The organism is Noviherbaspirillum autotrophicum, assembly GCF_000818395.1.
Lineage (GTDB): Bacteria > Pseudomonadota > Gammaproteobacteria > Burkholderiales > Burkholderiaceae_D > Noviherbaspirillum > Noviherbaspirillum autotrophicum.
Genome location: NZ_JWJG01000028.1, coordinates 247610 through 268961, shown reverse-complemented (window position 1 = coordinate 268961; position 21352 = coordinate 247610). Strand labels below are relative to the sequence as shown.

At 64.7% G+C, this 21352-nt stretch carries 22 protein-coding genes; 11 read left to right on the top strand and 11 right to left on the bottom strand.

Going from position 1 to position 21352, the window contains the following annotated elements; translation table 11 throughout:
• Positions 1–414 precede the first annotated feature (414 nt).
• Genes TSA66_RS02490 through TSA66_RS02465 form a run of 6 tightly spaced genes read left to right on the top strand, consistent with a single transcriptional unit; the run spans position 415 to position 8628 of the window.
• Entirely contained in the window at positions 415–2211 is a 1797-nt protein-coding gene (locus TSA66_RS02490) for a thiamine pyrophosphate-requiring protein (protein WP_040038860.1), read from the top strand.
• A gap of 3 nt (positions 2212–2214) precedes the next feature.
• On the top strand, positions 2215–3318 hold the full coding sequence (locus TSA66_RS02485; protein ID WP_040038859.1) for an enolase C-terminal domain-like protein: 1104 nt from the start codon (positions 2215–2217) through the stop codon (positions 3316–3318).
• Positions 3303–6233, top strand: a complete 2931-nt coding sequence (locus TSA66_RS02480; RefSeq protein ID WP_040038858.1) for an FAD-binding and (Fe-S)-binding domain-containing protein — start codon at positions 3303–3305, stop codon at positions 6231–6233. The genes TSA66_RS02485 and TSA66_RS02480 overlap by 16 nt, the downstream gene beginning before the upstream one ends.
• A 14-nt stretch (positions 6234–6247) precedes the next feature.
• On the top strand, positions 6248–6622 hold the full coding sequence (locus tag TSA66_RS02475) for a sensory rhodopsin transducer (RefSeq protein ID WP_040038857.1): 375 nt from the start codon (positions 6248–6250) through the stop codon (positions 6620–6622).
• Positions 6623–6669: 47 nt separating this feature from the next.
• Positions 6670–7137 (top strand): beta/gamma crystallin domain-containing protein, encoded by a 468-nt coding sequence (locus TSA66_RS02470; protein WP_040038856.1) that lies wholly within the window; start codon positions 6670–6672, stop codon positions 7135–7137.
• Positions 7138–7173: 36 nt separating this feature from the next.
• Positions 7174–8628, top strand: a complete 1455-nt coding sequence (locus tag TSA66_RS02465) for a vitamin K epoxide reductase family protein (RefSeq protein ID WP_198358690.1) — start codon at positions 7174–7176, stop codon at positions 8626–8628.
• Between the two features lie 38 nt (positions 8629–8666).
• Here the strand turns inward: TSA66_RS02465 and TSA66_RS02460 are convergent, their stop codons facing one another.
• Entirely contained in the window at positions 8667–8993 is a 327-nt protein-coding gene (locus tag TSA66_RS02460) for a BON domain-containing protein (protein WP_052452039.1), read from the bottom strand.
• A 346-nt stretch (positions 8994–9339) separates the two neighbouring features.
• Here TSA66_RS02460 and TSA66_RS02455 point away from each other — a divergent pair, with 346 nt between their 5' ends.
• The 4 genes from TSA66_RS02455 to TSA66_RS02440 are packed head-to-tail and all read left to right on the top strand — an operon-like array spanning position 9340 to position 11222.
• Entirely contained in the window at positions 9340–9546 is a 207-nt protein-coding gene (locus tag TSA66_RS02455; protein WP_040038855.1) for a DUF2795 domain-containing protein, read from the top strand.
• Between the two features lie 3 nt (positions 9547–9549).
• Positions 9550–10302 carry a ZIP family metal transporter gene (locus TSA66_RS02450; protein ID WP_040038854.1) on the top strand — a complete coding sequence of 251 codons (753 nt, stop codon included), beginning with the start codon at positions 9550–9552 and terminating at the stop codon, positions 10300–10302.
• Positions 10303–10353: 51 nt separating this feature from the next.
• Entirely contained in the window at positions 10354–10749 is a 396-nt protein-coding gene (locus tag TSA66_RS02445) for a DUF1622 domain-containing protein (RefSeq protein ID WP_040038853.1), read from the top strand.
• Complete coding sequence (locus TSA66_RS02440) at positions 10746–11222, top strand: HPP family protein (RefSeq protein ID WP_040038852.1); 477 nt, start codon at positions 10746–10748, stop codon at positions 11220–11222. The genes TSA66_RS02445 and TSA66_RS02440 overlap by 4 nt, the downstream gene beginning before the upstream one ends.
• Before the next feature lie 9 nt (positions 11223–11231).
• Here the strand turns inward: TSA66_RS02440 and TSA66_RS02435 are convergent, their stop codons facing one another.
• Together TSA66_RS02435 and TSA66_RS02430 are read right to left on the bottom strand one after the other, a co-directional pair.
• On the bottom strand, positions 11232–12218 hold the full coding sequence (locus TSA66_RS02435; protein WP_052452038.1) for a cation diffusion facilitator family transporter: 987 nt from the start codon (positions 12216–12218) through the stop codon (positions 11232–11234).
• A 24-nt stretch (positions 12219–12242) separates the two neighbouring features.
• Positions 12243–13163, bottom strand: coding sequence for a cation diffusion facilitator family transporter (locus tag TSA66_RS02430; RefSeq protein WP_040038851.1), 921 nt, complete (start codon positions 13161–13163; stop codon positions 12243–12245).
• Between the two features lie 289 nt (positions 13164–13452).
• On the opposite strand from TSA66_RS02430, the gene TSA66_RS02420 reads away from it, so the two are divergent.
• Positions 13453–14661 carry a zinc-dependent alcohol dehydrogenase gene (locus TSA66_RS02420; RefSeq protein ID WP_040038849.1) on the top strand — a complete coding sequence of 403 codons (1209 nt, stop codon included), beginning with the start codon at positions 13453–13455 and terminating at the stop codon, positions 14659–14661.
• 6 nt (positions 14662–14667) lie between these two features.
• Here TSA66_RS02420 and TSA66_RS02415 read toward each other — a convergent pair whose 3' ends face one another.
• The 8 genes from TSA66_RS02415 to TSA66_RS02380 are packed head-to-tail and all read right to left on the bottom strand — an operon-like array spanning position 14668 to position 21343.
• Positions 14668–15654 (bottom strand): SDR family oxidoreductase, encoded by a 987-nt coding sequence (locus tag TSA66_RS02415; protein WP_040038848.1) that lies wholly within the window; start codon positions 15652–15654, stop codon positions 14668–14670.
• 3 nt (positions 15655–15657) lie between these two features.
• Positions 15658–15990: a cytochrome C oxidase subunit IV family protein gene (locus TSA66_RS02410; RefSeq protein ID WP_232429383.1), complete on the bottom strand. Its 333-nt coding sequence runs from the start codon at positions 15988–15990 to the stop codon at positions 15658–15660.
• A complete protein-coding gene (locus tag TSA66_RS02405; RefSeq protein WP_040038847.1) occupies positions 15987–16631 on the bottom strand; it encodes a cytochrome c oxidase subunit 3 in 645 nt (214 codons plus the stop codon). Before TSA66_RS02405 ends, TSA66_RS02410 begins: the two co-directional genes overlap by 4 nt.
• Positions 16628–18253: a cytochrome c oxidase subunit I gene (gene ctaD / locus TSA66_RS02400; protein ID WP_040038846.1), complete on the bottom strand. Its 1626-nt coding sequence runs from the start codon at positions 18251–18253 to the stop codon at positions 16628–16630. The genes TSA66_RS02405 and ctaD overlap by 4 nt, the downstream gene beginning before the upstream one ends.
• Positions 18234–19259 (bottom strand): cytochrome c oxidase subunit II, encoded by a 1026-nt coding sequence (coxB, locus tag TSA66_RS02395; RefSeq protein WP_232429382.1) that lies wholly within the window; start codon positions 19257–19259, stop codon positions 18234–18236. Before coxB ends, ctaD begins: the two co-directional genes overlap by 20 nt.
• Positions 19181–19969 carry an SCO family protein gene (locus tag TSA66_RS02390; RefSeq protein WP_052452037.1) on the bottom strand — a complete coding sequence of 263 codons (789 nt, stop codon included), beginning with the start codon at positions 19967–19969 and terminating at the stop codon, positions 19181–19183. The genes coxB and TSA66_RS02390 overlap by 79 nt, the downstream gene beginning before the upstream one ends.
• Positions 19966–20328, bottom strand: coding sequence for a hypothetical protein (locus tag TSA66_RS02385; RefSeq protein WP_052452036.1), 363 nt, complete (start codon positions 20326–20328; stop codon positions 19966–19968). Before TSA66_RS02385 ends, TSA66_RS02390 begins: the two co-directional genes overlap by 4 nt.
• Positions 20321–21343 carry a hypothetical protein gene (locus tag TSA66_RS02380; protein WP_198358688.1) on the bottom strand — a complete coding sequence of 341 codons (1023 nt, stop codon included), beginning with the start codon at positions 21341–21343 and terminating at the stop codon, positions 20321–20323. Before TSA66_RS02380 ends, TSA66_RS02385 begins: the two co-directional genes overlap by 8 nt.
• Positions 21344–21352 lie beyond the last annotated feature (9 nt).

Genomic DNA, 21352 nt, shown 5'->3' with positions numbered 1-21352 from the left:
GCATCGATAGCAGGAATGCCATCGGCGCTTCCGGCACACGTTCCTTTCCGAAGTTTTTTGTTCCGACCAAGTTGTCGCGCCACATCTGGTTGGCCGCGAAGCGAAACAAGCCGGCGGTCTAGCCAGTCATGGCGCGTCTATTGCGTTGCCTGGGCTTGGTGAGGCAAACACGTGTTATTCGCGCGTGGCCGGTCCGGGCGTTCAAATCGCGTATGCGCACACGTTGCAAATAGCGCAGCCCTGCAGTTTTTACCACTGCCCACGTATATTTTTCAGCTTTCACCGCCGGCCACCAAAGGCACCGGGATCATGCGCCGGGCAGTCACCTGCTCATGCCCCTTATATTTGCCCAAATACATTTGGCACGCTGTTTGCGGACATTTCCTATCGAAGCGATTCTTTGCGGGGTGCATCATGGAAGCGACAGTTGGCGACTTTCTCCTGAAACGCCTTTCCGAATGGGGAGTCAAGAGGATTTTCGGCTATCCCGGCGACGGCATTAACGGCATTCTCGGCGCCTTGGGCCGCACCGATGCCATCGACTTCGTGCAGACGCGCCACGAAGAAATGGCTGCTTTCATGGCAACCGCGCATGCCAAATTCACAGGAGACGTCGGCGTTTGCCTCGCGACTTCCGGCCCCGGCGCGATTCACCTGCTCAACGGCTTGTACGATGCCAAGATGGATCACCAGCCGGTGGTGGCCATCGTCGGCCAGCAAAAACGGATGGCACTGGGCGGCGATTACCAGCAGGAAGTCGACCTGATTTCCCTGTTCAAGGATGTCGCGCATGAATTCGTGCATATGGCAATCATGCCGGAACAGGTGCGTCATCTAGTGGACCGGGCGGTGCGCATCGCGCGCGACCAGCGCACGGTCACCTGCATCATCTTCCCCAATGACTTGCAGGAAATGGAAGCGGTGGAAAAGCCGCCGCGCGTACATGGCAGCATCCACTCCGGCATCGGATTGACAGGCCAGCGCAGCGTGCCAGGACAGGCCGCTCTGCTGGCGGCAGCCGACGTGCTCAATGCGGGCAAGAAAGTTGCGATGCTGGTCGGCGCCGGCGCGCTCGATGCGACCGATGAAATCATCGAAGTCGCGGACCGGCTGGGCGCGGGCGTCGCCAAGGCGCTCCTGGGCAAGGCGGCGGTGCCGGACGACCTGCCCTTCGTCACCGGCTCGATCGGCTTGCTTGGCACCAAGCCGAGTTGGGACCTGATGATGGCGTGCGACACGCTGCTGATGGTGGGCTCGAGCTTCCCCTACTCCGAATTCCTGCCCAAGGAAGGCCAGGCGCGCGGCGTACAGATCGACATCGACGGAAGGATGCTGAACCTGCGCTATCCGATGGAAGTCGGACTGGTCGGCGACAGCCGCGAAACCCTGCGCGCCCTGATTCCTAACCTGCAGCGCAAGGCCGACCGCAGCTGGCGCGACCAGATCGAACAGAACGTCGACCGCTGGTGGCGCGTGCTGGAAGCGCGCGCGATGAACGAGGCGCATCCGATCAATCCGCAGCGCGTATTCTGGGAACTGTCACCGCGCCTGCCGGACAATTGCATCCTGACCTGCGACTCCGGCTCGGCGGCCAACTGGTATGCGCGCGACCTGAAGATCCGGCGCGGCATGATGGCCTCGCTGTCGGGCGGGCTGGCCACCATGGGGCCGGGGGTGCCGTACGCGATCGGCGCCAAGTATGCGCACCCGGGGCGGCATGTGATCGCGATGGTCGGCGACGGCGCGATGCAGATGAACGGCATCAACGGCCTGATCACGATCTCCAAGGTCTGGCGCGACTGGGGCGATCCACGCCTGACCGTCATGGTGCTCAACAACGGCGACCTGAACCAGGTGACTTGGGAACAGCGCGTGATGGCGGGAGACCCCAAGTTCTCCGCCTCGCAGGTGTTGCCAAAATTCCCGTACGCGGCCTACGCCGACCTGCTCGGCCTGGGCGGCATCCGGGTCGATCGGCCGCAGGACATCGGCACTGCCTGGGATCGCGCGCTGGCGGCGCCAGTGCCGACGGTAATCGAAATGGTGACCGATCCGGACGTGCCGCCGCTGCCGCCGCATATCGAGCTCAAGCAAGCCAGGCATTACATGAAGGCTTTGTGGGAGGGCGACCCGGATGCGCTCGCTACCGTCACCGCCTCGTTCAAGGAAGTCTGGGACGGTCTGTTCCCGCCCAGCAAGCAAGGACAGTAAGTCATGTCCGCGCTGCACCCGCCCGAGCCGATCGTGCATGTCGGCGTATCGGCGTACATCATCCCCACCGACGCTCCGGAGTCTGATGGCACGCTGGAATGGGATTCGACCACGCTGGTGCTGGTGCGCATCAACGCCGGCGGCGCATCCGGCATCGGCTACACCTATGCCGATACCGCCACCGCCGCCCTGATCCGCGACAAGCTCGCGCCCTTGCTGCACGGGCGCGACGCACTGTCGATCAATGCGCGCTGGCAGGACATGGCGATAGCGATCCGCAATCTTGGCCGCCCCGGCATCTGTTCCATGGCGATCTCGGCGGTCGACGTCGCGCTCTGGGACTTGAAGGGCAAGCTGCTCAACATGTCGCTGGCGGCGCTGCTGGGGCCGGCCCGGCCGGCTATCCCGGTCTACGGCAGCGGCGGTTTCACCAGCTATGCGGAAGAACGCCTGCAGCGGCAGCTGGGCGACTGGGCCAACAGCGGCATGCGCTACGTAAAGATGAAGATCGGGCGCGATCCGGCACATGATCTGGCGCGGGTGCGTGCCGCGCGCGAAGCGATCGGCCCCGGCGCCGAACTATTCGTCGACGCCAACGGCTCCTATACGCGCAAGCAGGCGCTCGCGTTCGCCCACGATTTCGCGCAGCACGACGTGACCTGGTTCGAGGAACCGGTGTCGTCGGACGATTTGGCCGGGCTTCGCCTGCTGCGCGACGACGGCCCACCGGGGATGGCGGTGTCGGCGGGCGAATACGGCTACGACCTGCCCTATTTTCGCCGCATGCTGGAGGCGCAGGCGGTCGACGTGCTGCAGGCGGACGCGACGCGCTGCGGCGGCATCACCGGTTTTCTCGGCGCCGCTGCCCTGTGCGAAGCCTCGGGCGTTCCGCTGTCGAGCCACTGCGCGCCGGCGTTGCATCTGCCGCTGGTGTGCGCGGCGCGTCCCGCCATCCATCTCGAATACTTCCACGACCATGCGCGCATCGAGCAGATGCTGTTCGAAGGCGCGGCCGTGCCGGACAACGGCATGCTGGCGCCGGACATGGCACGGCCCGGTCTGGGCATCGAATTCAAGCGCCAGGAGGCGAGATGTTACGAGGTCTAGTCGACACGAAATCAAGTGCGCCGCCGCTTTCGGCGGGATTCGGCGACATGAAACAGCTGGAAGCCGAGCTCAGGCGCAGCATCGCCGGCGAAGTGCGATTCGACAGCGGCAGCCGCGCGCTGTACGCGGCCGATGCATCGAACTACCGGCAAGTGCCGATCGGCGTGGTGATCCCGCGCACGATCGAGGATGTGATCGAGACGGTGCGCCTGTGCTACCGCTACGGCGCGCCGGTGCTTTCGCGCGGCGGCGGCACCAGCCTGTGCGGGCAGTGCTGCAACGTCGCGGTGGTGATGGACTTTTCCAAGTACCTGAACCGGGTGCTGGAGGTCGACAGTCGGACCAAAACCGCGCGCGTGCAGCCCGGCTGCGTGCTCGACGACCTGCGCCATGCGGCGGAAAAGCAGGGGTTGACCTTCGCGCCCGACCCGGCCACGCACAACCACAATACGCTGGGCGGCATGATCGGCAATAATTCCTGCGGCCCGCATTCCGTCATGGGCGGCGAGACCGTGCACAACATCATCGAGCTCGACGTCCTCACCTACGACGGCACCCGCATGACGGTCGGCGCCACCTCCGACGAACAGCTGCAAGAGATCCTCGCCCAGCCGGGCCGGCGCGGCGACATCTACGCACATCTGCAAAAGCTGCGCGACCGTTACGCCAACCAGATCCGGGGCCGCTTTCCGCAGATTCCGCGGCGCGTGTCCGGCTATAACCTGGAAGCGTTGCTGCCAGAGCATGGATTCCATGTGGCGCAGGCGCTGGTCGGCTCCGAAGCCACCTGCGTGGTGATCCTCGAAGCCAAGGTGCGCCTGCTCGACAATCCGGCGGCCCGCTCGCTGCTGGTGCTCGGCTACAAGGACGTGTACGAGGCCGGCGACCATGTGCCGGAAGTCCTGCGCCACAAGCCAATCGCGCTGGAAGGCATGGACGACCGCCTGATCGCCGACATGACCGCCGTCCATCTGCATCCGGACAACGTGAAGCTGCTGCCTGAGGGCGGCGGCTGGCTGCTGGTCGAATTCGGCGGCGACAGCAAGGGCGACTCGGATGCGCAGGCGCGGCGCCTGATGGAGGCCTTGAAGCAGGCCGAACATCCGCCGTCGATGAAGCTGTTCGACGATCCGCCCGTGGAAAAGATGCTTTGGAAGGTGCGCGAATCGGGGCTGGGCGCCACCGCGCACGTGCCCGACAAGCCGATCACGTGGGAAGGATGGGAGGACTCCGCAGTGCCGCCCGAGAACCTCGGCCAGTACTTGCGCAAGCTGCGCGCGCTGTTCGAGAAATACGGCTATGCCTGCGACCTGTACGGCCACTTCGGGCAGGGATGCGTGCATACGCGTATCGACTTCGACCTGGAGACGGCGGACGGCATCCGCACTTTCCGCGCATTCCTGCATGAAGCGGCGCGCTTGGTGGTGAGCCTGGGCGGCTCGATCTCGGGCGAGCATGGGGATGGCCAGTCCAAGGCGGAGCTGCTGCCGATCATGTTCGGCGACGAACTGATGCAGGCATTCCGCGAGTTCAAGGGGATCTGGGATCCGCACTGGAAAATGAATCCGGGCAAAGTCGTCGGCGCCTATCGAGCCGATGAAAACCTGCGGCTGGGCACCGATTACAATCCGCCGGTGCTGCCAGTGCATTTCCATTATCCGCGCGACAACGGCGATTTCTCGCGTACGCTACTGCGTTGCGTCGGCGTCGGCGAGTGCCGCAAAAAGGAAGGCACGATGTGCCCGAGCTACATGGCCACGCGGGAAGAAATGCACTCCACTCGCGGGCGGGCGCACTTGTTGTTCGAGATGGTGCGCGGCGAGGTCATCACCGGCGGCTGGAAGAATGAGTCCGTGCACGAGGCGCTCGACCTGTGCCTGTCCTGCAAGGGCTGCAAGGGCGAATGCCCGGTCAATGTCGACATGGCGACCTACAAGGCGGAATTCATGTCGCATTACTATGAAGGCCGCCTGCGGCCGGCGAGTGCCTATGCCTTCGGGCTGATCGACCGCTGGGCGAGGATGGCGTCGCATGCGCCGGGCCTTGCCAACTTCCTCACGCAGCGCGAGCCGTTCGCCGCGCTGGCGAAAAAAATCGTCGGTATCGCGCCGCAGCGCCGCATCACCTCGCTGGCAGGCGAATCGTTCGCCTCCTGGTACGGCAAGCACCCGCGCAAGCAACAGGGGCGGCGCCGGATCATCCTGTGGCCGGACACTTTCAACAACTACTTCCATCCCGATACGGCGCGGGCCGCACTCGAAGTGCTGGAGCACGCCGGCTTCGACGTCGCGATTCCGAAAGTGCACCTGTGCTGCGGGCGTCCCCTGTACGAATTCGGCATGCTCGACCGCGCCAAAAGCTACCTGGAGCGCGTGCTGGATGTGCTCGCCGACGACATCCGGGCTGGCACCCCTATCGTCGGACTGGAGCCGGCCTGCGTATCGGTATTCCGCGAAGAGATGCCGGACCTGCTGGCCCGCAACGAGCAGGCCAAGCGGCTGCGGGAAAAGGTGTTCCTGCTGAGTGAATTCCTGGAACGGGAAGCCGACGGCTTTCCGTTTCCGAAGCTGGAACGGCACGCCGTCGTGCATGGCCACTGCCATCACAAGTCCGTGCTGAAGATGGATGCCGAGGTGTCGGTGATGAACAAGCTGGGGCTCGACTTCGACCTTCTCGACTCGGGATGTTGCGGCATGGCCGGATCGTTCGGCTTCGAAAAGGAAAAGTATGCCGTCTCGATGCAGTGCGCCGAACGCGTGCTGCTGCCGGCGGTGCGCAACGCGCCGGACGGGACGCTGGTCATCGCCGACGGCTTCAGCTGCCGCGAGCAGCTGCTGCAGACGACCGACGCCGAACCGCTGCACCTGGCGCAGGTATTGCGCATGGCGCTGCATCAGCAGGATGGAAAACATTAACCACGGAGGCGCAATTGGACGCTATCGGAAAACGGCGCTGGGCGATTGCCGAAGGTTACATCCCGCCGCAAAGCACCGGCACCAGCCGCGAATTGGTCAGCCACGAGGCGGCCTGCATCCTGAACGCGGGCGACGATCCGGCGCAGATCGCCATCACCATCTTTTTCAAGGACCGATCCCCGGCCGGCCCGTACCGCGTGGCGGTACCGGCACGCCGCACGCTGCACCTGCGTTTCAACGACCTGCGCGACCCGGAGCCCATCCCGCCCGGCACCGATTACGCCAGCGTCATCGAGTCCGACGTGCCAGTGGTGGTGCAACATACCCGCCTCGACTCGCGCCAGGCCGAGCTGGCGCTGCTGTCGACCATTGCCTATGGCACAGACTGAGACCGGCAGCTGCGCAAAACATTGACCCCAAACCGATCGGAGGCATCATGCTGAAACCTGGACCGCTGGCGCTGCTGTTCGTCGCAGCGACTGTTTGTTGCATACCGCCCGTGTCGGCGCAGAATACCGGGGGTGTCAAGAACGAGAATCTCGCTACGCCGGTCATCCCACCGCTATTCATCATCGCGCCCACGGAAGTACGCACCGACCCGACGCTGGCCAAAGGCTGCTGGGTGCGCCTGTTTCCGGAACCCAATTACCAGGGAGTCGACGACCTGACCATCGCCGGGCCAGTGGAACTGCCGTCGCTGCACGCGCCGGCCGGAGGCGTGGATTGGAAACACAAGACGGAGAGCGTGATCGTCGGACCGAAGGCCACTGTCGCGGTATACGAAAACGAGTCATACCGGCATCAGACCGCGACCCTGCGGCCCGGCACCCGCGAGCCGCAGCTGCGCAAGGGACTGAAGTTCACGCAGTCGATCGATTCGCTGAAGATCAGCTGCGCGCGCTGATGCTTTCGTTCGGCCGCAGCGAGAAGGCAGGTGCGCATGGATGACGCATCCGGACGCGATATGCCGGGCGACGGCACGATGAAGAAAATGGCCAGCCCGCACATGCAGATGATGTACATGCATCACTTGCAGAAGCTGTGGGTGCATTTCGCCGTGATCGCACTCGGCGCATGGCTGGTTGCGTCTCCCGCCATGCTCGGCTACCTGGACCCGGGCAGCTTCGGCCCTCAGGTGGCACGTGTGACAGCGGAGCGCCATCTGCCGCCGCCGATCGAGCGCGCGCAGATGATCGTGTACAGCGATATGGCCGCTGGCTTCCTGATGATCGTCTTTGGCAGTCTATCGCTGTCCTGGCGCATGCGCTGGGCTCAATGGGGCACCTGCTTCACCGGTATCTGGCTGCTGTTTGCGCCGTTGCTGTTCTGGGCGCCGGATGCGGCTTCGGCCAATAATGACTGGCTGATCGGGGCACTGGCGATTGCGTTTTCCATCCTGGTCCCGATGATGCCAGGCATGAGCATGGAAGCGATGCAGTCGCAGGAAGACATCCCGCCAGGCTGGGACTATTCACCGTCTTCATGGTCGCAGCGCCTGCCCATCATTGGGCTGGCGCTGTTTTCCTTCCTGCTTGCGCGCCAACTGACGGCCTATCAGCTCGGCCACATCTCCGAGGTGTGGGATCCGTTCTTCGGCGGCGGCACCGCGCGCATCATTACCTCCAACGTCTCGAAGGCCTGGCCCGTGGCCGACGCCGGACTGGGTGCAATCAGCTACCTTCTGGAGGCGCTGTCGGGCATGATGGGCGGGCGCGCCCGCTGGCGCACCATGCCCTGGATGGTGGGCATGTTCGGCGTGCTGGTGATCCCGCTGGGCGCCGTGAGCATCTTCTTCATCATCATCCAGCCGATCGTGATCGGTACCTGGTGCACGCTATGCCTGATCACGGCCGCCGCAATGGTGATCATGCTGCCGTACTCATTCGATGAAATCGTGGCGATGCTGCAGTTTCTGTCCCGAGCACGCAGCGAGAGCCAGTCTCTGTGGCATGTGTTCTGGCGCGGCGGCACGGTTACCGGCGCCAGCCGTGATCCGTCACCGCCACTGGAAATCGGGGGATGGCAGGCTGCGCGCCTGCTGCAGCAGGCGCGGGCACTGCCCAAGGCGCTGGTCGTGTCAGCTGCGCTCGGCGTGTGGTTAATGTTTACCCGCATCACGCTCGACAGCAGCGGGACGCTTGCCAACAGCGACCACCTGACAGGCGCGCTGGTATTTACCTTTTCGATCGCATCGTTCGCGGAGGTGGCACGACCGCTCCGGATGATCAACTTCCTGTTCGGTATCTGGCTGATCGCCGCTCCCTGGTTCATCGGCGGCGGCCACTGGGTTGCCGCAGGCGCCGACACGGTGGTCGGGGTCCTGCTGCTCTTGCTGGCGGTCCCACGCGGGCAGGTTCGGCATCACTACGATGGATGGGACCGTTTTCTCGTTTGAAAATGCTGCACCGCGCGCAAGACGCGCGGCGCTTGGGATCATCGGCCGGACGATTCCCTCGGTTTGACTTCCAGGTTATTGATCACTTTTTCCACGCCGGCCACCTGCTTGGCCGCCTTCACTGCGTCGCTGGCCTGCTTCTGGTTGTCGACGAATCCGCTCAGGGATACGACGCCGCGATACGTGTCGACGTTGACTTTCATCGCCTGGCCGACGCTTTCGCTTTGCGCGATCTCGGTTTTTACGCGTGCGGTGATCGATGCGTCATCCAGCGCCTGGCCGCTTGAACGCGAAGTCTGGGTCGGTGCGCAGGCGGCAAGCAGTACGGCGAAACCGAACGGAAGCAGATATCTAGAACCTTTCATGATTGTTCCTTTCTTGTTGAAATGATTGACTTGAGAAAGGCCGGATGCGGACTCTCGTAGTTCATTTCTTGCATGATTCATACCAGCATCGCGCCGCGCGTTGCTCCAATACCAGAATCAGTATCAGCGGCATGAAAACGCTTCGCGGTGCGTCAGGATTTACAAATGCCGTGTAATTTGTATTGGTCGGAATTGATTTTTTGAAGCAAGACAAGCCACGCCTGCAGCACGTTCGAGCTATGCCGGCGTATCAGAGCCGGACGGCCCGGAATGGCGTCACTGGTATGGGCCTTGCTGCCAGGGCTGGCGGCCGCGTGGTGCGGCTGTATTTCTTTCGGAGCAAACCATGTCTCAGATAAATCCCATCCAGCTACAGAAATTCCTCAAGGGCGTCGACTATCCCGCATCCAAGAACACCCTCTTCGAAAACGCCAAGAAGATGGGCGCCGACGAGAACGTGTGCAGTTCGCTGGAGCAACTGCCCGATGAACAGTACGAAGCGCCGGTCGATGTCAGCCAGGCGCTGTCGAAGGAACAGAAGAAACACCACTGAGCCATGTCGCTCTCCCTGCAGTCCCTGCTGTGGGGCCTGGTGGCCGGTTCCGCGCTGGTGATCGGCGCGGGAATCGCCTACTTCACCCATTTGCCACAACGGGCCGTGGCGGCGGTCATGGCTTTCGGCAGCGGTGTGCTGATTTCCGCGCTGTCGCTGGACCTGATGGAGGAAGCCTTCCAGCGCGGCGGGTTCGACGCGACCGCCATCGGTTTCGTTGCCGGTGCGGCAGTCTACACGCTTGCCAACGTGGTGCTTGCCCGGCATGGCGCGAAGCATCGCAAACGCTCCGGCACCCAGCAGCAATCCGAATCGCAGAAAAGCGGCAGCGGCATGGCGATCGCCGTCGGGTCACTGCTGGACGGCATCCCGGAATCGATTGTCATCGGCGTTTCCATGATCGCCGGTGGCACAGTCAGCATAGTGGCGGTGGTGGCGGTGTTTCTGTCGAATATACCCGAGGGACTGTCGAGCGCGGCCGGTATGAAGAAGGCAGGACGCTCGGCCCGCTATATCTTCGGGCTGTGGCTGGGCATCGCCGTGATATGCGGCATCGCGGCATGGGCCGGCTACGCGGTGTTCAGCCGCTTTTCGGATGAAGTGATCGCCGCGACCAATGCGTCGGCGGCAGGCGCCATCCTCACCATGCTGGCCGATACCATGATCCCGGAAGCGTTCGAATCCGCCCATAATTTCAGTGGCCTGATCACGGTGCTCGGCTTTCTTGCGGCTTTCGTGCTGAGCAAGCTCGGGTAGCGCAGCGCCGGCGCGGCGGATGATCGAATTGACGAGACGAGGAGACCGCGATTGTTCCATCAGGTCGAAGAACAGGTTCGGGCGGGTGTCGAGTGGTTGCGGCTGCTGGTGGAAACCCTGGGCGCGCTGGTGATCGCCGCCGGCGTGGCGGTCGCGATCGCGGGCATCCTGCGCTACCTGATCATCACCCGCGGCGGGCCGTTTACGCCGATCCGTCTGTCGTTCGCGCGCTACCTGACGCTGGCGCTGGAACTGCAGCTGGCGGCCGACATCCTGTCGACGTCGGTGGCGCCGACCTGGGAACGCATCGGCAAGCTGGCCGCGATTGCCGTCATCCGGACCGCCCTCAACTATTTTCTGAGCCGGGAAATGAAGGATGAGCAAGCCGCCGACGAACGGGTGCTGCGCCAACATCCGCAGGCCGCCGGCGGGGAGAAGCCGCAATGAACAAGCTGCCGCGCCGGCGCCGCATCGGCCTGAAGGGCGAGCTGGCGCTGGCGCTCATGCCGACCGCCATCGTGCTGCTGGTGCTGGTGCTGGTCGAGGCGCTGAGCCGGCAGCGTCTGCTGTTCGCCTCGCTGGCATCGAGCGCCTTCCTCATCTACCTCGACCCGGAAAATGCGGTCAACAAGGTACGCACGCTGGTGCTGTCCCAAGTCGGGGCAGCCGCGCTCGGGCTGCTTGCGTTCATGCTGCTGGGCCCCGGCTACCTGTCGGGCGGCATTGCAATGGTGATCGCCATCGTCGGCATGATTGCGTTTGACGCGATGCATCCGCCGGCGGTATCGACCGCCCTGAGCTTCGGATTGCGCGCCAGCGACGAGAGTAATTTGATGCTGTTTGCCCTCGCGGTCGGCATCACGGCGCTTCTGATCGGGATGCAAAAGTCGGCGCTGTGGATGCTGCGGCGCATGGAATAGATCATCGCGCTAAACCACGTGCGGCGGCGCCAGCGCGCATGGATGCGCCAAGTCGCCCGTCTCGATCTGGATCGTCGGATGCGCGATGCGGAACCGCCTTTTCAGCTCGCGCGCGATATCGCTGTGCATCGCGTCGCCCGGATAGCCGCCGGGGAAGACCAGATGGGCGGTGAGCGCGGTCTCGGTCGTGCTCATGCCCCAGATGTGCAGGTCGTGCACTTCGGCTACCCCGCTAATCGACGCAAGATAAGCCTGCACCGCTTCGGTGTCGATACCGGCCGGAACCGCATGCAGCGCCAGGCTGGCCGAATCGTGCAGCAGGCCCCAGGTACTGACGATCACCAGCAGTGCGATCATCAGGCTGACGGCGGGATCAAGCCATTGCCACCCGGTATACACGATGGCGATCCCCGACAGGACCACACCGAGCGAAATGGCCGCGTCGGCCGCCATGTGCAGGAAAGCGGCGCGCACATTGAGGTCGCCCTTGCGGCCGGACATGAACATCAGCGCCGTCGCGGTATTGATCGCCACGCCGACAGCCGCCACGGCGATGACAGTGCTTCCCTGCACCGGCGACGGCCTGCTGAAGCGCGTCAGGGCTTCCCAGCCGATGCCGCCGGTAACGATCAGCAGCACGGCGGCATTGACCAGCGCCGCGAGTATCGAGGTGCTGCGCAAGCCGTAGGTGAAGCGCGCCGACGGCTGGCGCGCCGACAGCACGCTGGCGCCCCACGCCAGCAGCAGGCCCATCACGTCGCCAAGGTTGTGCCCGGCATCGGTCAGCAAGGCCAGCGAATTGGACAGGATGCCGTAGACGGCTTCGACGATGACGAATCCGGTATTGAGGAAAATGCCGACGGCGAAGGCCTTGCCGAAATCCTTGGGGGCGTGCACATGGCTGTGTCCGTGTGCATGGCTGTGTCCATGGTCATGGATGTGATCGTGATCATGGTCGTGATTATGGTCGTGATCGTGCTGATGATTTTCGGACATGACGCTGAATGCTCCCCAAGGCCGTCAGGTGCCTTGCGCCGCTGCGGCGATCGGCTTGGCCTCGATATAGATGCGTTTGACGGCATGAAAACGGCCCCGGATACCGCGCTCGATGCGATTGACCGACGCCGCGATTTCGCCGCCGGAAATGCCGCTATGGAATTTGACGTCGAGGTTCAGCAATACTTCGTCGGGGCCAAAGTACATGGTCAACGGTTGCGCGACCGAGGCAACGGCATCATCCGCCTGCGCCAACCGGCGGATCTCGCTCGCCATGTCACGGTCCACGCCTTCGCCGACCAGCAGGCTGCGGCTTTCATGGATCAGCAACACCGCCACGCCCGCCAGCAGGATACCGATCGCGACCGATGCCGCGCCGTCCAGCACCGGCATGTCGAAGTGGTGGCTGCTCCAGATGCCGAGCGCCGCCAGCAGCAGGCCGATGAGCGCGGCGCTGTCTTCCGCAACCACGGTGAAGGTGCTCGGGTCCTTGCTGACATGCAGCGCTTTCAGGAACGGCCGACTCCCCTTCTCCTTCCACACCTTGTGCACGGCGATCGAAAAGCTGATGCCTTCAAATACGGCAGCGCTGGCGAGGACGACGTAGTTCCACTTCGGATCCTGCAGCGGTTCCGGATTCAACATGTGCAGCACGCCTTCATAGGCGGATATGCCGCCGCCGGCGCCGAATATCAGGACCGCGACAATCAGGCCCCAGAAGTACAATTCCTTGCCGTAGCCGAAAGGATGCTCGGGGTCGGGCGCGCGCTGGCTGCGCTTTAGGCCGACCAGCAGCAGCACTCCGTTGCCGGTATCCACCGTCGAATGAATCGCCTCCGACAGCATCGCCGAACTGCCGGTGATGCCGGCGACAATGAACTTGGTGGTGGCGATCGCCACGTTGCCGGCAATCGCCCCATAGACCACGACGCGGGATTCGGCCATGCGGGTTGTTCCTCGTTTCCGGTAAGGATGCTAGGCGCCTTGCCCCTGGAACAGCATCGATGCGGCGTCTACCACGATGGCCGTTCCGTGGGTGTGGCGCGCCTGTCCCAGTGCCAGTTCGCCCTTCAGCCGTTGTTCGCTCATGACTTGCCTCCATTCCGTGCCGGCGTCGGCCGCTGCAACGGCCTCGCAGATGTGATCTCCAGACACGTCGGCGGTTCCCCGCCAGACTCGGCACCGTACTTGCATGTCTGCGCCTCCGTTCAGCGCGACCAGCAAGGAGGATTTCATGAAAGCAGTAGTATTTCACGACGTCGGCGACATCCGCCTGGAAGACGTCCCCGATCCCAGGATCGAGCAACCGACAGACGCGATCGTGCGCCTGACCGCCAGCGCCATCTGCGGCACCGACCTGCATTTCATCCGCGGTACGTTTGCCGGCATGAAGGAAGGAACCATACTCGGGCATGAAGGCGTGGGCATCGTGGAAGAAGTCGGCCACGACGTGCGCAACATCGCCGTCGGCGACCGCGTCGTCATCCCGTCCACCATCGCCTGCGGTTACTGCTCCTATTGTCGCGCGGGCTACTATGCGCAGTGCGACAATGCCAACCCCAACGGGGCGGCGGCCGGCACCGCTTTCTATGGCGGGCCGCCGCAAAGCGGCCCGTTCAATGGCTTGCAGGCCGAAAAGGCGCGCATCCCCTTCGCCCACGTCAACCTGGTGAAGCTGCCGGAAGAAGTGTCGGACGATCAAGCCATCCTGCTATCCGATATCTTCCCGACCGGCTACTTTGGCGCCGACCTGGCCGACATCAAGCCGGGCCATACCGTCGCCGTATTCGGCTGCGGACCGGTCGGCCAGTTCGCCATTGCCTCGGCCAAGCTAATGGACGCCGGGCGCGTGATCGCGATCGACAATCTGCCGGACCGGCTCGCCATGGCGAAGCAGCAAGGCGCTGAAGTAATCAATTTCGATGAAGACGACCCGGTACAGACCATCAAGGACTTAACCGGCGGCATCGGCGTGGACAGCGCCATCGATGCGGTCGGCGTCGATGCGGAACATCCGCACAGCGGTCCGGCGGCGGCCCAGGCGCAAAGCCAGCAGCAGGATTTCAAGCAGGTGCAGCAACAGGTCGCGCCCAAGCAGCAGCCGTCCGGCGACAACTGGCATCCTGGGGAAGCGCCGACGCAAGCCCAGCAATGGGCGGTCCAGTCGCTGGCCAAGGCGGGCACTCTGGCGATCATCGGCGTCTATCCGCCGAGCGACACGTCATTCCCGATCGGCGTGGCCATGAACAAGAATCTGACGATCAGGATGGGAAATTGCAACCATCGCAAATACATCCCGCGCCTGGTGGAGCTGATCCGGTCGGGCGCCTTCGACCCGCGCTCCATCGTCACCCAGCATCAACCGCTCGATTCGGTGATCGAGGCTTACAAGGCGTTCGACACGCGCCAGCAAGGCTGGCTGAAGGTCGAGCTGCGGCCATAGACGGTGTTAGATAACGGCCAGCAGCAGGCCCAGCAGCACGATGAACAACAGCGCAGCCACCGCCACGCTCCAGCGGTGCGTAGTCAGCCATAGCTGCGCGCTCGCGGTGAGCGCCTTGCTGTCGAAGCGGCCGTGCGCGCCATGGTCGCCGGGCACCGGCTGGTACAGGTTGTCGCGCCGGTCCGGTGCGACGGGCTTCGTGCCTTCCTGTCCCTCGTAGGCCTTGTGCGCAAGCAGATGGTCGAGAATGCCGGGGATGACGCGCGTGCCGAGGATCGCCTGCGCGGCCGGCCAGCCGACCCACAGCTCGCGCCGCCGGTGCACGGCGGCCCAGTAGATGCCGCGCGCCGCCACCTCCGGCTGGAAGATCTTGCCGAGCGGCTTGGGCTGGTCGGACATGCAGGTGCGGCCCCAGTCGAATTGCGGGGTATTGAAGGCAGACAGGTGCACCATCGTCATGTGGACCTTGCTCTTGTCGTGGATCAGCTCGGAGCGCAATGAATCGGTGAAGCCGCGCACCGCGCTCTTGGCGCCGCAGTATGGCGCCTGCAGCGGAATCGAACGGTACGCGAGCGCCGATCCGACCTGCACGATCGCGCCGCGGTCGCGCGGCTTCATGCGCTTCAAGGCCGCCATCGTGCCCCACACCGCGCCGAGGTAGGTGACTTCGGTGGCTCGCCGGAAGTCCTCCGGCGTGATTTTCGTCACCGGACAAAAGATCGTCGACATCGCATTGTTGATCCAGACATCGATCGCGCCCCATGCGCGCTCCACCTCGTCGGCCGCCGCCTCCACCTGGGCCTGGTCGGCCACGTCGGTCGGCACGATCATGGCCTCGCCGCCGGCCAGCTCCACCTCCTCGCGCGCGCCTTCCAGCCCGTCGGCGCCGCGCGCCAGCAAGGCCACGCGCCAGCCGTGGCGGGCGAACTCCACCGCCGTGGCGCGGCCGATGCCTGCCGACGAGCCGGTGATGACCACCACTTGACCATGCATGTTCTATCCTCCTGTACGGTGAGATGGCGGGGTCTGCCAGGGTGCCGGGTGCACCGTCCGTGTCGCGTAATCGGCCTGCGACAGTCCGAACAGCAGCGCGAGGGTGAGCAGCGCCGTGGCGGCCGCGATGCGCAGCAGGGCCGGCGCGCCGCGCAGATGCATGAAGAAGACGGCGACCAGCGCCGCCTTGGCGACCGCGATGGCGAGATTGAGCACGCTGTTCCACGGCCCCAGCTTCAGATAGGCGCTGCCAAAGCTCAGCAGCAGCAGGACGATCAGCGCGGCCCATACCAGGAGGCTGCGCCGATACGTGTTGCGCGCTCCGGAATCCATCATCCGCTCCTCCCCACCAGGTACAGGATCGGATACAGGAAGATCCAGACCACGTCGACGAAATGCCAGTACAGCCCGGCCACTTCGACGCGTTCGGCGCTGGCGAAGCGGTTCTTGCCGCGCGACAGGCCAATGGCAAACGCCAGCACCATGACGATCCCGATCGTCAGGTGCAGCGCATGCAATCCCGTCAGTCCGAAATAGAGAAAGTAGAAAATCTCCGCCGCCGATGCATGTCGCGGGTCTGGAAATGCAAAACCCGCGCCCGGGACCAGGCGCTCCTGCCATTCATGCCGGTACTCGCTTCCCTTGATCACAAGGAACACGATGCCGAGCGCGGCCACCAGCAGCAGCAGGTGGCGCGCCAGTTGTGTCGCATCGGTCTTGCGCGCCTCTACGGCGGTTGCCATCAGCAGGCTGCTGGTGAGGAGGACGGCGGTATTGATCGTGCCCAGCACGACTTCCGTATGCCGGCTGGCGGCGGCGACGCCTTCCGGGAAGTGGGAGCGCGCATAGGAATAGCCGAACAGCAGCGGGCCGAAGAACATCAGTTCGGTCGCCAGGAAGATCCACATGCCGAAGGTGACCGCCTGTTCCTGCTGGGCGGCATCGTCGAACTGCTCGGCATGCGTGCTCTTGTTCATTGCGGCGACTCCGTTCCGGTGACAGGGTCGTACATGTAGGCTTCCCGCACTACCGTCGGGGTGCGCTCGAAATTGTGCTTGGGCGGGGGCGACGCGGTCTGCCACTCCAGCCCGGTGGCATGCCACGGATTCGGCCCGGCGCGCTTGCCGTAGAACAGCGACCACAGCAGGTAGCCCAGCGGCAGCAGGTAGCCGGCGGCCAGGATGGTTGCACCGGCCGACGACAGGATGTTGAGCAACTGGAATTCCGGCGGGTAGCTGTGGTAGCGACGCGGCATGCCGCCGTAGCCGAGCAGGTATTGCGGGAAGAAAGTCAGGTTAAAGCCGAAAAAGATCAGCAGCGCCGCCGCCCTGCCCCACATTTCCGGATACATGCGCCCGGTCATCTTCGGCCACCAGAAATGCAGCGCGCCAAAGTACGCCATCACCGAGCCGCCGACCATGATGTAGTGGAAATGGGCAATCACGAAATAGGTGTCGGTCAGGTGTACGTCGAGCGCCAGCGACGCCAGCACCAGCCCGGTCAGCCCGCCGATGGTGAACAGGCCGACGAAGCCGAGCGCGTACAGCATCGGCGCCGAAAACGTGATCCGCCCCTTGTACAGCGTCGCGGTCCAGTTGAACACCTTGATGGCCGACGGGATCGCGACCAGGAAGGACAGGATGGAAAACACCATGCTGGCATAGACCGACTGGCCGGATACGAACATGTGGTGGCCCCAGACCAGAAAGCCGATCGTCGCGATGCCGAGGATCGCGTAGGCCATGAAGCGGTAGCCGAACACGTGGTTGCGCGCAAAGCACGGGATGATCTCGCTGGCCACGCCCATGGCCGGCAGCACCATGATGTACACCGCCGGGTGCGAATAGAACCAGAACAGGTGCTGGAACAGGAGCGGGTCGCCGCCCAGCGCCGGATCGAAGATGCCGACATGCAGCAGGCGCTCGGCCGCCAGCAGTGCCAGCGTCATCGCCAGCACCGGCGTGGCCAGCACCAGGATCACGGAAGTGGCGTAATTGGCCCACACGAACAGCGGCAGGCGGAACCAGGTCATGCCGGGGGCGCGCATCTTGTGCACGGTGACGATGAAGTTCAGCCCGGTCAGGATCGAGGAAAAGCCGACGATGAACACGCCGGTGATTGCGAGGATCACGTTACTGTTGGAGAACATGGTCGAGAACGGCGTGTAGAAGGTCCAGCCGGTATCGACGCCGCCGGCAACGAGCGCGGCCAGCGTGAAAATGCCGCCGAACAGGTAGAAATACCAGCTCGCCAGGTTCAGGCGCGGGAAGGCCAGGTCGCGCGCGCCGATCATCATCGGCATCAGGAAGTTGCCGAGCGTGGAAGGAATCGACGGAATCAGGAACATCCAGACCATGATCACGCCGTGTGCCGTAAACAGGCGGTTGTAGGTATCGGACGACACCAGGTCGCCCTGCGGCGTGGCCAGCTCCATGCGGATCAGGGTGGCGGCGGCGCCGCCGATGAAGAAGAATGCCGTGATCGACACCAGGTAGAGCCAGGCGATGCGCTTGTGGTCGTGCGTGGTCAGCCACGACGTCAGCGAGTAGCCGCCGCTCAGATAGTCTTCGCCTGCCTTTTCAGTGACCCGCGCGTGCATCGCCGCCTCCCGTGGAACGTAGGTATTCGATAATCGCCAGCAGGTCTTCCTCGGCGATCTGGCCCGCGAACGACGGCATGATCGGTGCGTAGCCGGCGACGACCTCTTTCTTCGGCAGCAGCACCGAGTCGCGCACATAGGCTTCGTCCGCGACCAGCGAACGGCCGTCCTGCAGGTGCACGGTGCGGCCGAGCAGGCCGTGCAGGTCGGGCGCATGGACCGACGACTGCGCCTCGTGGCAGCCGCTGCAGCCGTAGCGGCGGTACAGCGCGAAGCCGCGCGCGGCCATGCCCTCCCGCGCATCGCCCTGCTGCAGCCAGGCGGCGAACTGGTCCGGGCGCATCACCACGACCCGCCCGCGCATGGCGGCATGCTCGGTGCCGCAGTATTCAGCGCAGAACAGGTGGAACTCGCCGGCCTCGGTCGGCGTGAAGGAAATCGTTGTGTAGCGCCCCGGCACCACGTCCTGCTTGATGCGGAAAGCCGGCACATAGAAGCTGTGGATCACGTCCTGCGATGTCATCACCAGCTTCACCGGCTGGCCCAGCGGCAGGTGCAGCTCGTCTATCTCGCGCCGGCCGTTGGCATGTTCGAGCTTCCACATCCACTGCTTGGCGACCACGAATACCGGCATTGCCCCCGGCGGATCGCGGTACAGCCGCGCATAGTCGTAGGCCGCCCACGCGAAGGCACAGAGAAACAGCAGCAGCGGGATCGCGATCCATGCGATTTCAAGCTTGCGTCCACCAGCCGGGGCGGCGCTGCGATCCGCATCCGAATCGCGGCGATAGCGCACTGAAAAGTAGACGATCATGAAGGCGACCCCGAGCGCGACAAAGCCGGTCACGAGGAATTCCACCAGCATCAGGGTGTCGTAGCGCCCGGCGGCGTCCGACGCGCTCGGCGGTAGCAGATGGAAGGCACCGTTCATGCCTCGGCCCTCCGCCTGCCACTCTTGCGTACGCGCCACATCCACAGGACGAGCGCAGCCAGCAGCGCCAGGCACGCGGCGCGCACCAGCGTCATGGCCGCCGCGCTGTAGCGTCCGGTTGCCGGATCGTAGTGCGAGCACATCAGCAGGAGGCGGTCGACCGGCGAACCGATGCGCCCCGCCGCCGCATCCACCAGCGCCAGGCGCACATCGCGCGGGTCGAAACGCACGCCCATGAAGTAATGCGATATGCGCCCATCGGGTGTGGCGACCAGAAAACCGGCCGGGTGCGCATACTGGCGCGATGCCGCATCGTAGCTGTACTCGAAGCCGGCGCTGCGCGCCAGGGCTTGTATCTGCGGTGCGGCACCGGTCAGCAGGTGCAGCTCGCCGCCGGCATGTGCCACCAGCGCTCCATAGGACGCCTTCTTGCGTGCGGCGCTGGCTGCGCTTTCCGTCGGATCGATGCTCACGCCCAGCACCCGGTAGGCGCGCGGCGGCAGCCCGACGCCGGCCAGGGTTTCGAGCACGCCATCCATCAGCGTGCTGCACAGGTTCGGGCAATGGTAGTAGCCGAGCATCAGCACCACCGGCTGCGTGCCGAAGAAATCGCCGAGACGCGCGCGCCGTCCGCTGTCGTCGGTGAACGCGGCCGCCAACGGCAGGCGTGCGTCGAGCTGCTGGCGAAACTGCGCCTGCGGCGGCGCGGGATAGGCGAGCGGCTGCGACCAGGCGCACTGCGGGGCGGCCGACAACAGGCAGAGAACCAGCAGCAGGCGCGTCATCGCCGCTCCTTTCCGGCCGGCGCCGTGTTGCCGCCGCGCGCCGCCATGATCTGCATCGCTTCCTGCACCGGGATGCGCGCGACGCCGTTTTCGCGGTCTATCCACTCCCAGGAATCGAGCAGCCGGCGCTTTTCAGCGAAATACCGCACCCTGTCGTCCTGTGGCGCAGCTTGCAGAACCGGCGCCGCGACCTGCGGCAGCCGCCCGGCATTCGGTCCGCTGTCCGGCGCACTCCACTGCCGCCACAGGAGGTACGAAGCGGCTGCCCCCAGCAGGATCGCCGTGACGATCGCCACGCCGCCCCAGACCACGCCGCGAACGCTGATGCCGGCCGGCTGGTGTTGTGTCGGCTCAGCCATGGCTGACCTCCTCCCGTCGCACCAACGGCGTCCCGCCGAACGCCGCCCAGGCTGCGGCGCCCAGCGCGGCGCAGGCCAGCGGCACCGTCCACAGCCATTGCGCCCATGCGACCGGCAGCGACGGCAGCGTCATCCACCAGACGTCGAGCAGGTGGAACGCGAGCAGGCCGGCGGCCAGCCAGCCGAGCATGCGCGGCGCTTCCTTGGCGTTGCGCGACAACAGGATCAGCAGCGGCGCAAAGAAATGGAACAGCGCCAGCAGCCAAGCGACCGCCTGCCAGCCGCCGTCGCGTCGCGCCAGATACCACGCGATTTCATGCGGCAGGTTTTCCGACCAAATGATCAGGAACTGGGTGAAGGCAAGGTAGGCCCAGGTCATCACGTACATCAGCAACAGGTTGCCGAGATCGCGGAAGACCATGGGCGGCTGGTCGCCGCGCCGTGCCGCCAGCAGCACTGCCAGCGCCATCCCGGCCAACATCTGCCCGGTGCCGGCCAGCAGGCCGAACGAACTGGAATACCAGAGCGGCATGAGCGACATGATCCAGTCGACGGCGGCCAGCCCGACCGTGAGGGCGTACACGATCAGCGCGACGGCCGAAAAGCGCGCCGCGCGCTGCAGCGCCGGTCGCCGGCTCAGGACCGCCAGCAGCGTCCAGATGCCGAGGTAGCACAGGCTGCGCAGAGCAAAAAACCACGGCGTCAGCCACAGGCTCTTGAAGCCGGCGCTGCCGGTCTTGAGCTCGCCGGCCCAGCGCCCTGCGCCGAGCGCGGCCTGCGGCGCCCACGGGAACAGGTCGCGCATGCCGAGCAACAGCGGCAGGAACAGCAGTGCCAGCAGCCACATCGTGCGCGCCAGGTCGAGCGACGATGCCCGGATCGCCTCGCCCCACTGGCCGCCCGACAGGTTGTGCACCCAGACGTTGGCCAGCCCGCCCATCACCAGCCCGCAGCAGAACCACCAGGCGGCGAGATAGGCCGCGAGGAAAGCCGTGCCGGCCACCCGCCACGCCACGACGCAGGC

What these genes read in the sequence shown, in the direction of transcription:
- TSA66_RS02490 (WP_040038860.1), top strand. Translation starts at nt 415, where the DNA reads ATGGAAGCGACAGTTGGCGACTTTCTCCTGAAACGCCTTTCCGAATGG.
- TSA66_RS02485 (WP_040038859.1), top strand. Translation starts at nt 2,215, where the DNA reads ATGTCCGCGCTGCACCCGCCCGAGCCGATCGTGCATGTCGGCGTATCG.
- TSA66_RS02480 (WP_040038858.1), top strand. Translation starts at nt 3,303, where the DNA reads ATGTTACGAGGTCTAGTCGACACGAAATCAAGTGCGCCGCCGCTTTCG.
- TSA66_RS02470 (WP_040038856.1), top strand. Translation starts at nt 6,670, where the DNA reads ATGCTGAAACCTGGACCGCTGGCGCTGCTGTTCGTCGCAGCGACTGTT.
- TSA66_RS02465 (WP_198358690.1), top strand. Translation starts at nt 7,174, where the DNA reads ATGGATGACGCATCCGGACGCGATATGCCGGGCGACGGCACGATGAAG.
- TSA66_RS02460 (WP_052452039.1), bottom strand. Translation starts at nt 8,993, where the DNA reads ATGAAAGGTTCTAGATATCTGCTTCCGTTCGGTTTCGCCGTACTGCTT.
- TSA66_RS02455 (WP_040038855.1), top strand. Translation starts at nt 9,340, where the DNA reads ATGTCTCAGATAAATCCCATCCAGCTACAGAAATTCCTCAAGGGCGTC.
- TSA66_RS02450 (WP_040038854.1), top strand. Translation starts at nt 9,550, where the DNA reads ATGTCGCTCTCCCTGCAGTCCCTGCTGTGGGGCCTGGTGGCCGGTTCC.
- TSA66_RS02440 (WP_040038852.1), top strand. Translation starts at nt 10,746, where the DNA reads ATGAACAAGCTGCCGCGCCGGCGCCGCATCGGCCTGAAGGGCGAGCTG.
- TSA66_RS02435 (WP_052452038.1), bottom strand. Translation starts at nt 12,218, where the DNA reads ATGTCCGAAAATCATCAGCACGATCACGACCATAATCACGACCATGAT.
- TSA66_RS02430 (WP_040038851.1), bottom strand. Translation starts at nt 13,163, where the DNA reads ATGGCCGAATCCCGCGTCGTGGTCTATGGGGCGATTGCCGGCAACGTG.
- TSA66_RS02420 (WP_040038849.1), top strand. Translation starts at nt 13,453, where the DNA reads ATGAAAGCAGTAGTATTTCACGACGTCGGCGACATCCGCCTGGAAGAC.
- TSA66_RS02415 (WP_040038848.1), bottom strand. Translation starts at nt 15,654, where the DNA reads ATGCATGGTCAAGTGGTGGTCATCACCGGCTCGTCGGCAGGCATCGGC.
- TSA66_RS02410 (WP_232429383.1), bottom strand. Translation starts at nt 15,990, where the DNA reads ATGATGGATTCCGGAGCGCGCAACACGTATCGGCGCAGCCTCCTGGTA.
- TSA66_RS02405 (WP_040038847.1), bottom strand. Translation starts at nt 16,631, where the DNA reads ATGAACAAGAGCACGCATGCCGAGCAGTTCGACGATGCCGCCCAGCAG.
- ctaD (WP_040038846.1), bottom strand. Translation starts at nt 18,253, where the DNA reads ATGCACGCGCGGGTCACTGAAAAGGCAGGCGAAGACTATCTGAGCGGC.
- TSA66_RS02390 (WP_052452037.1), bottom strand. Translation starts at nt 19,969, where the DNA reads ATGACGCGCCTGCTGCTGGTTCTCTGCCTGTTGTCGGCCGCCCCGCAG.
- TSA66_RS02385 (WP_052452036.1), bottom strand. Translation starts at nt 20,328, where the DNA reads ATGGCTGAGCCGACACAACACCAGCCGGCCGGCATCAGCGTTCGCGGC.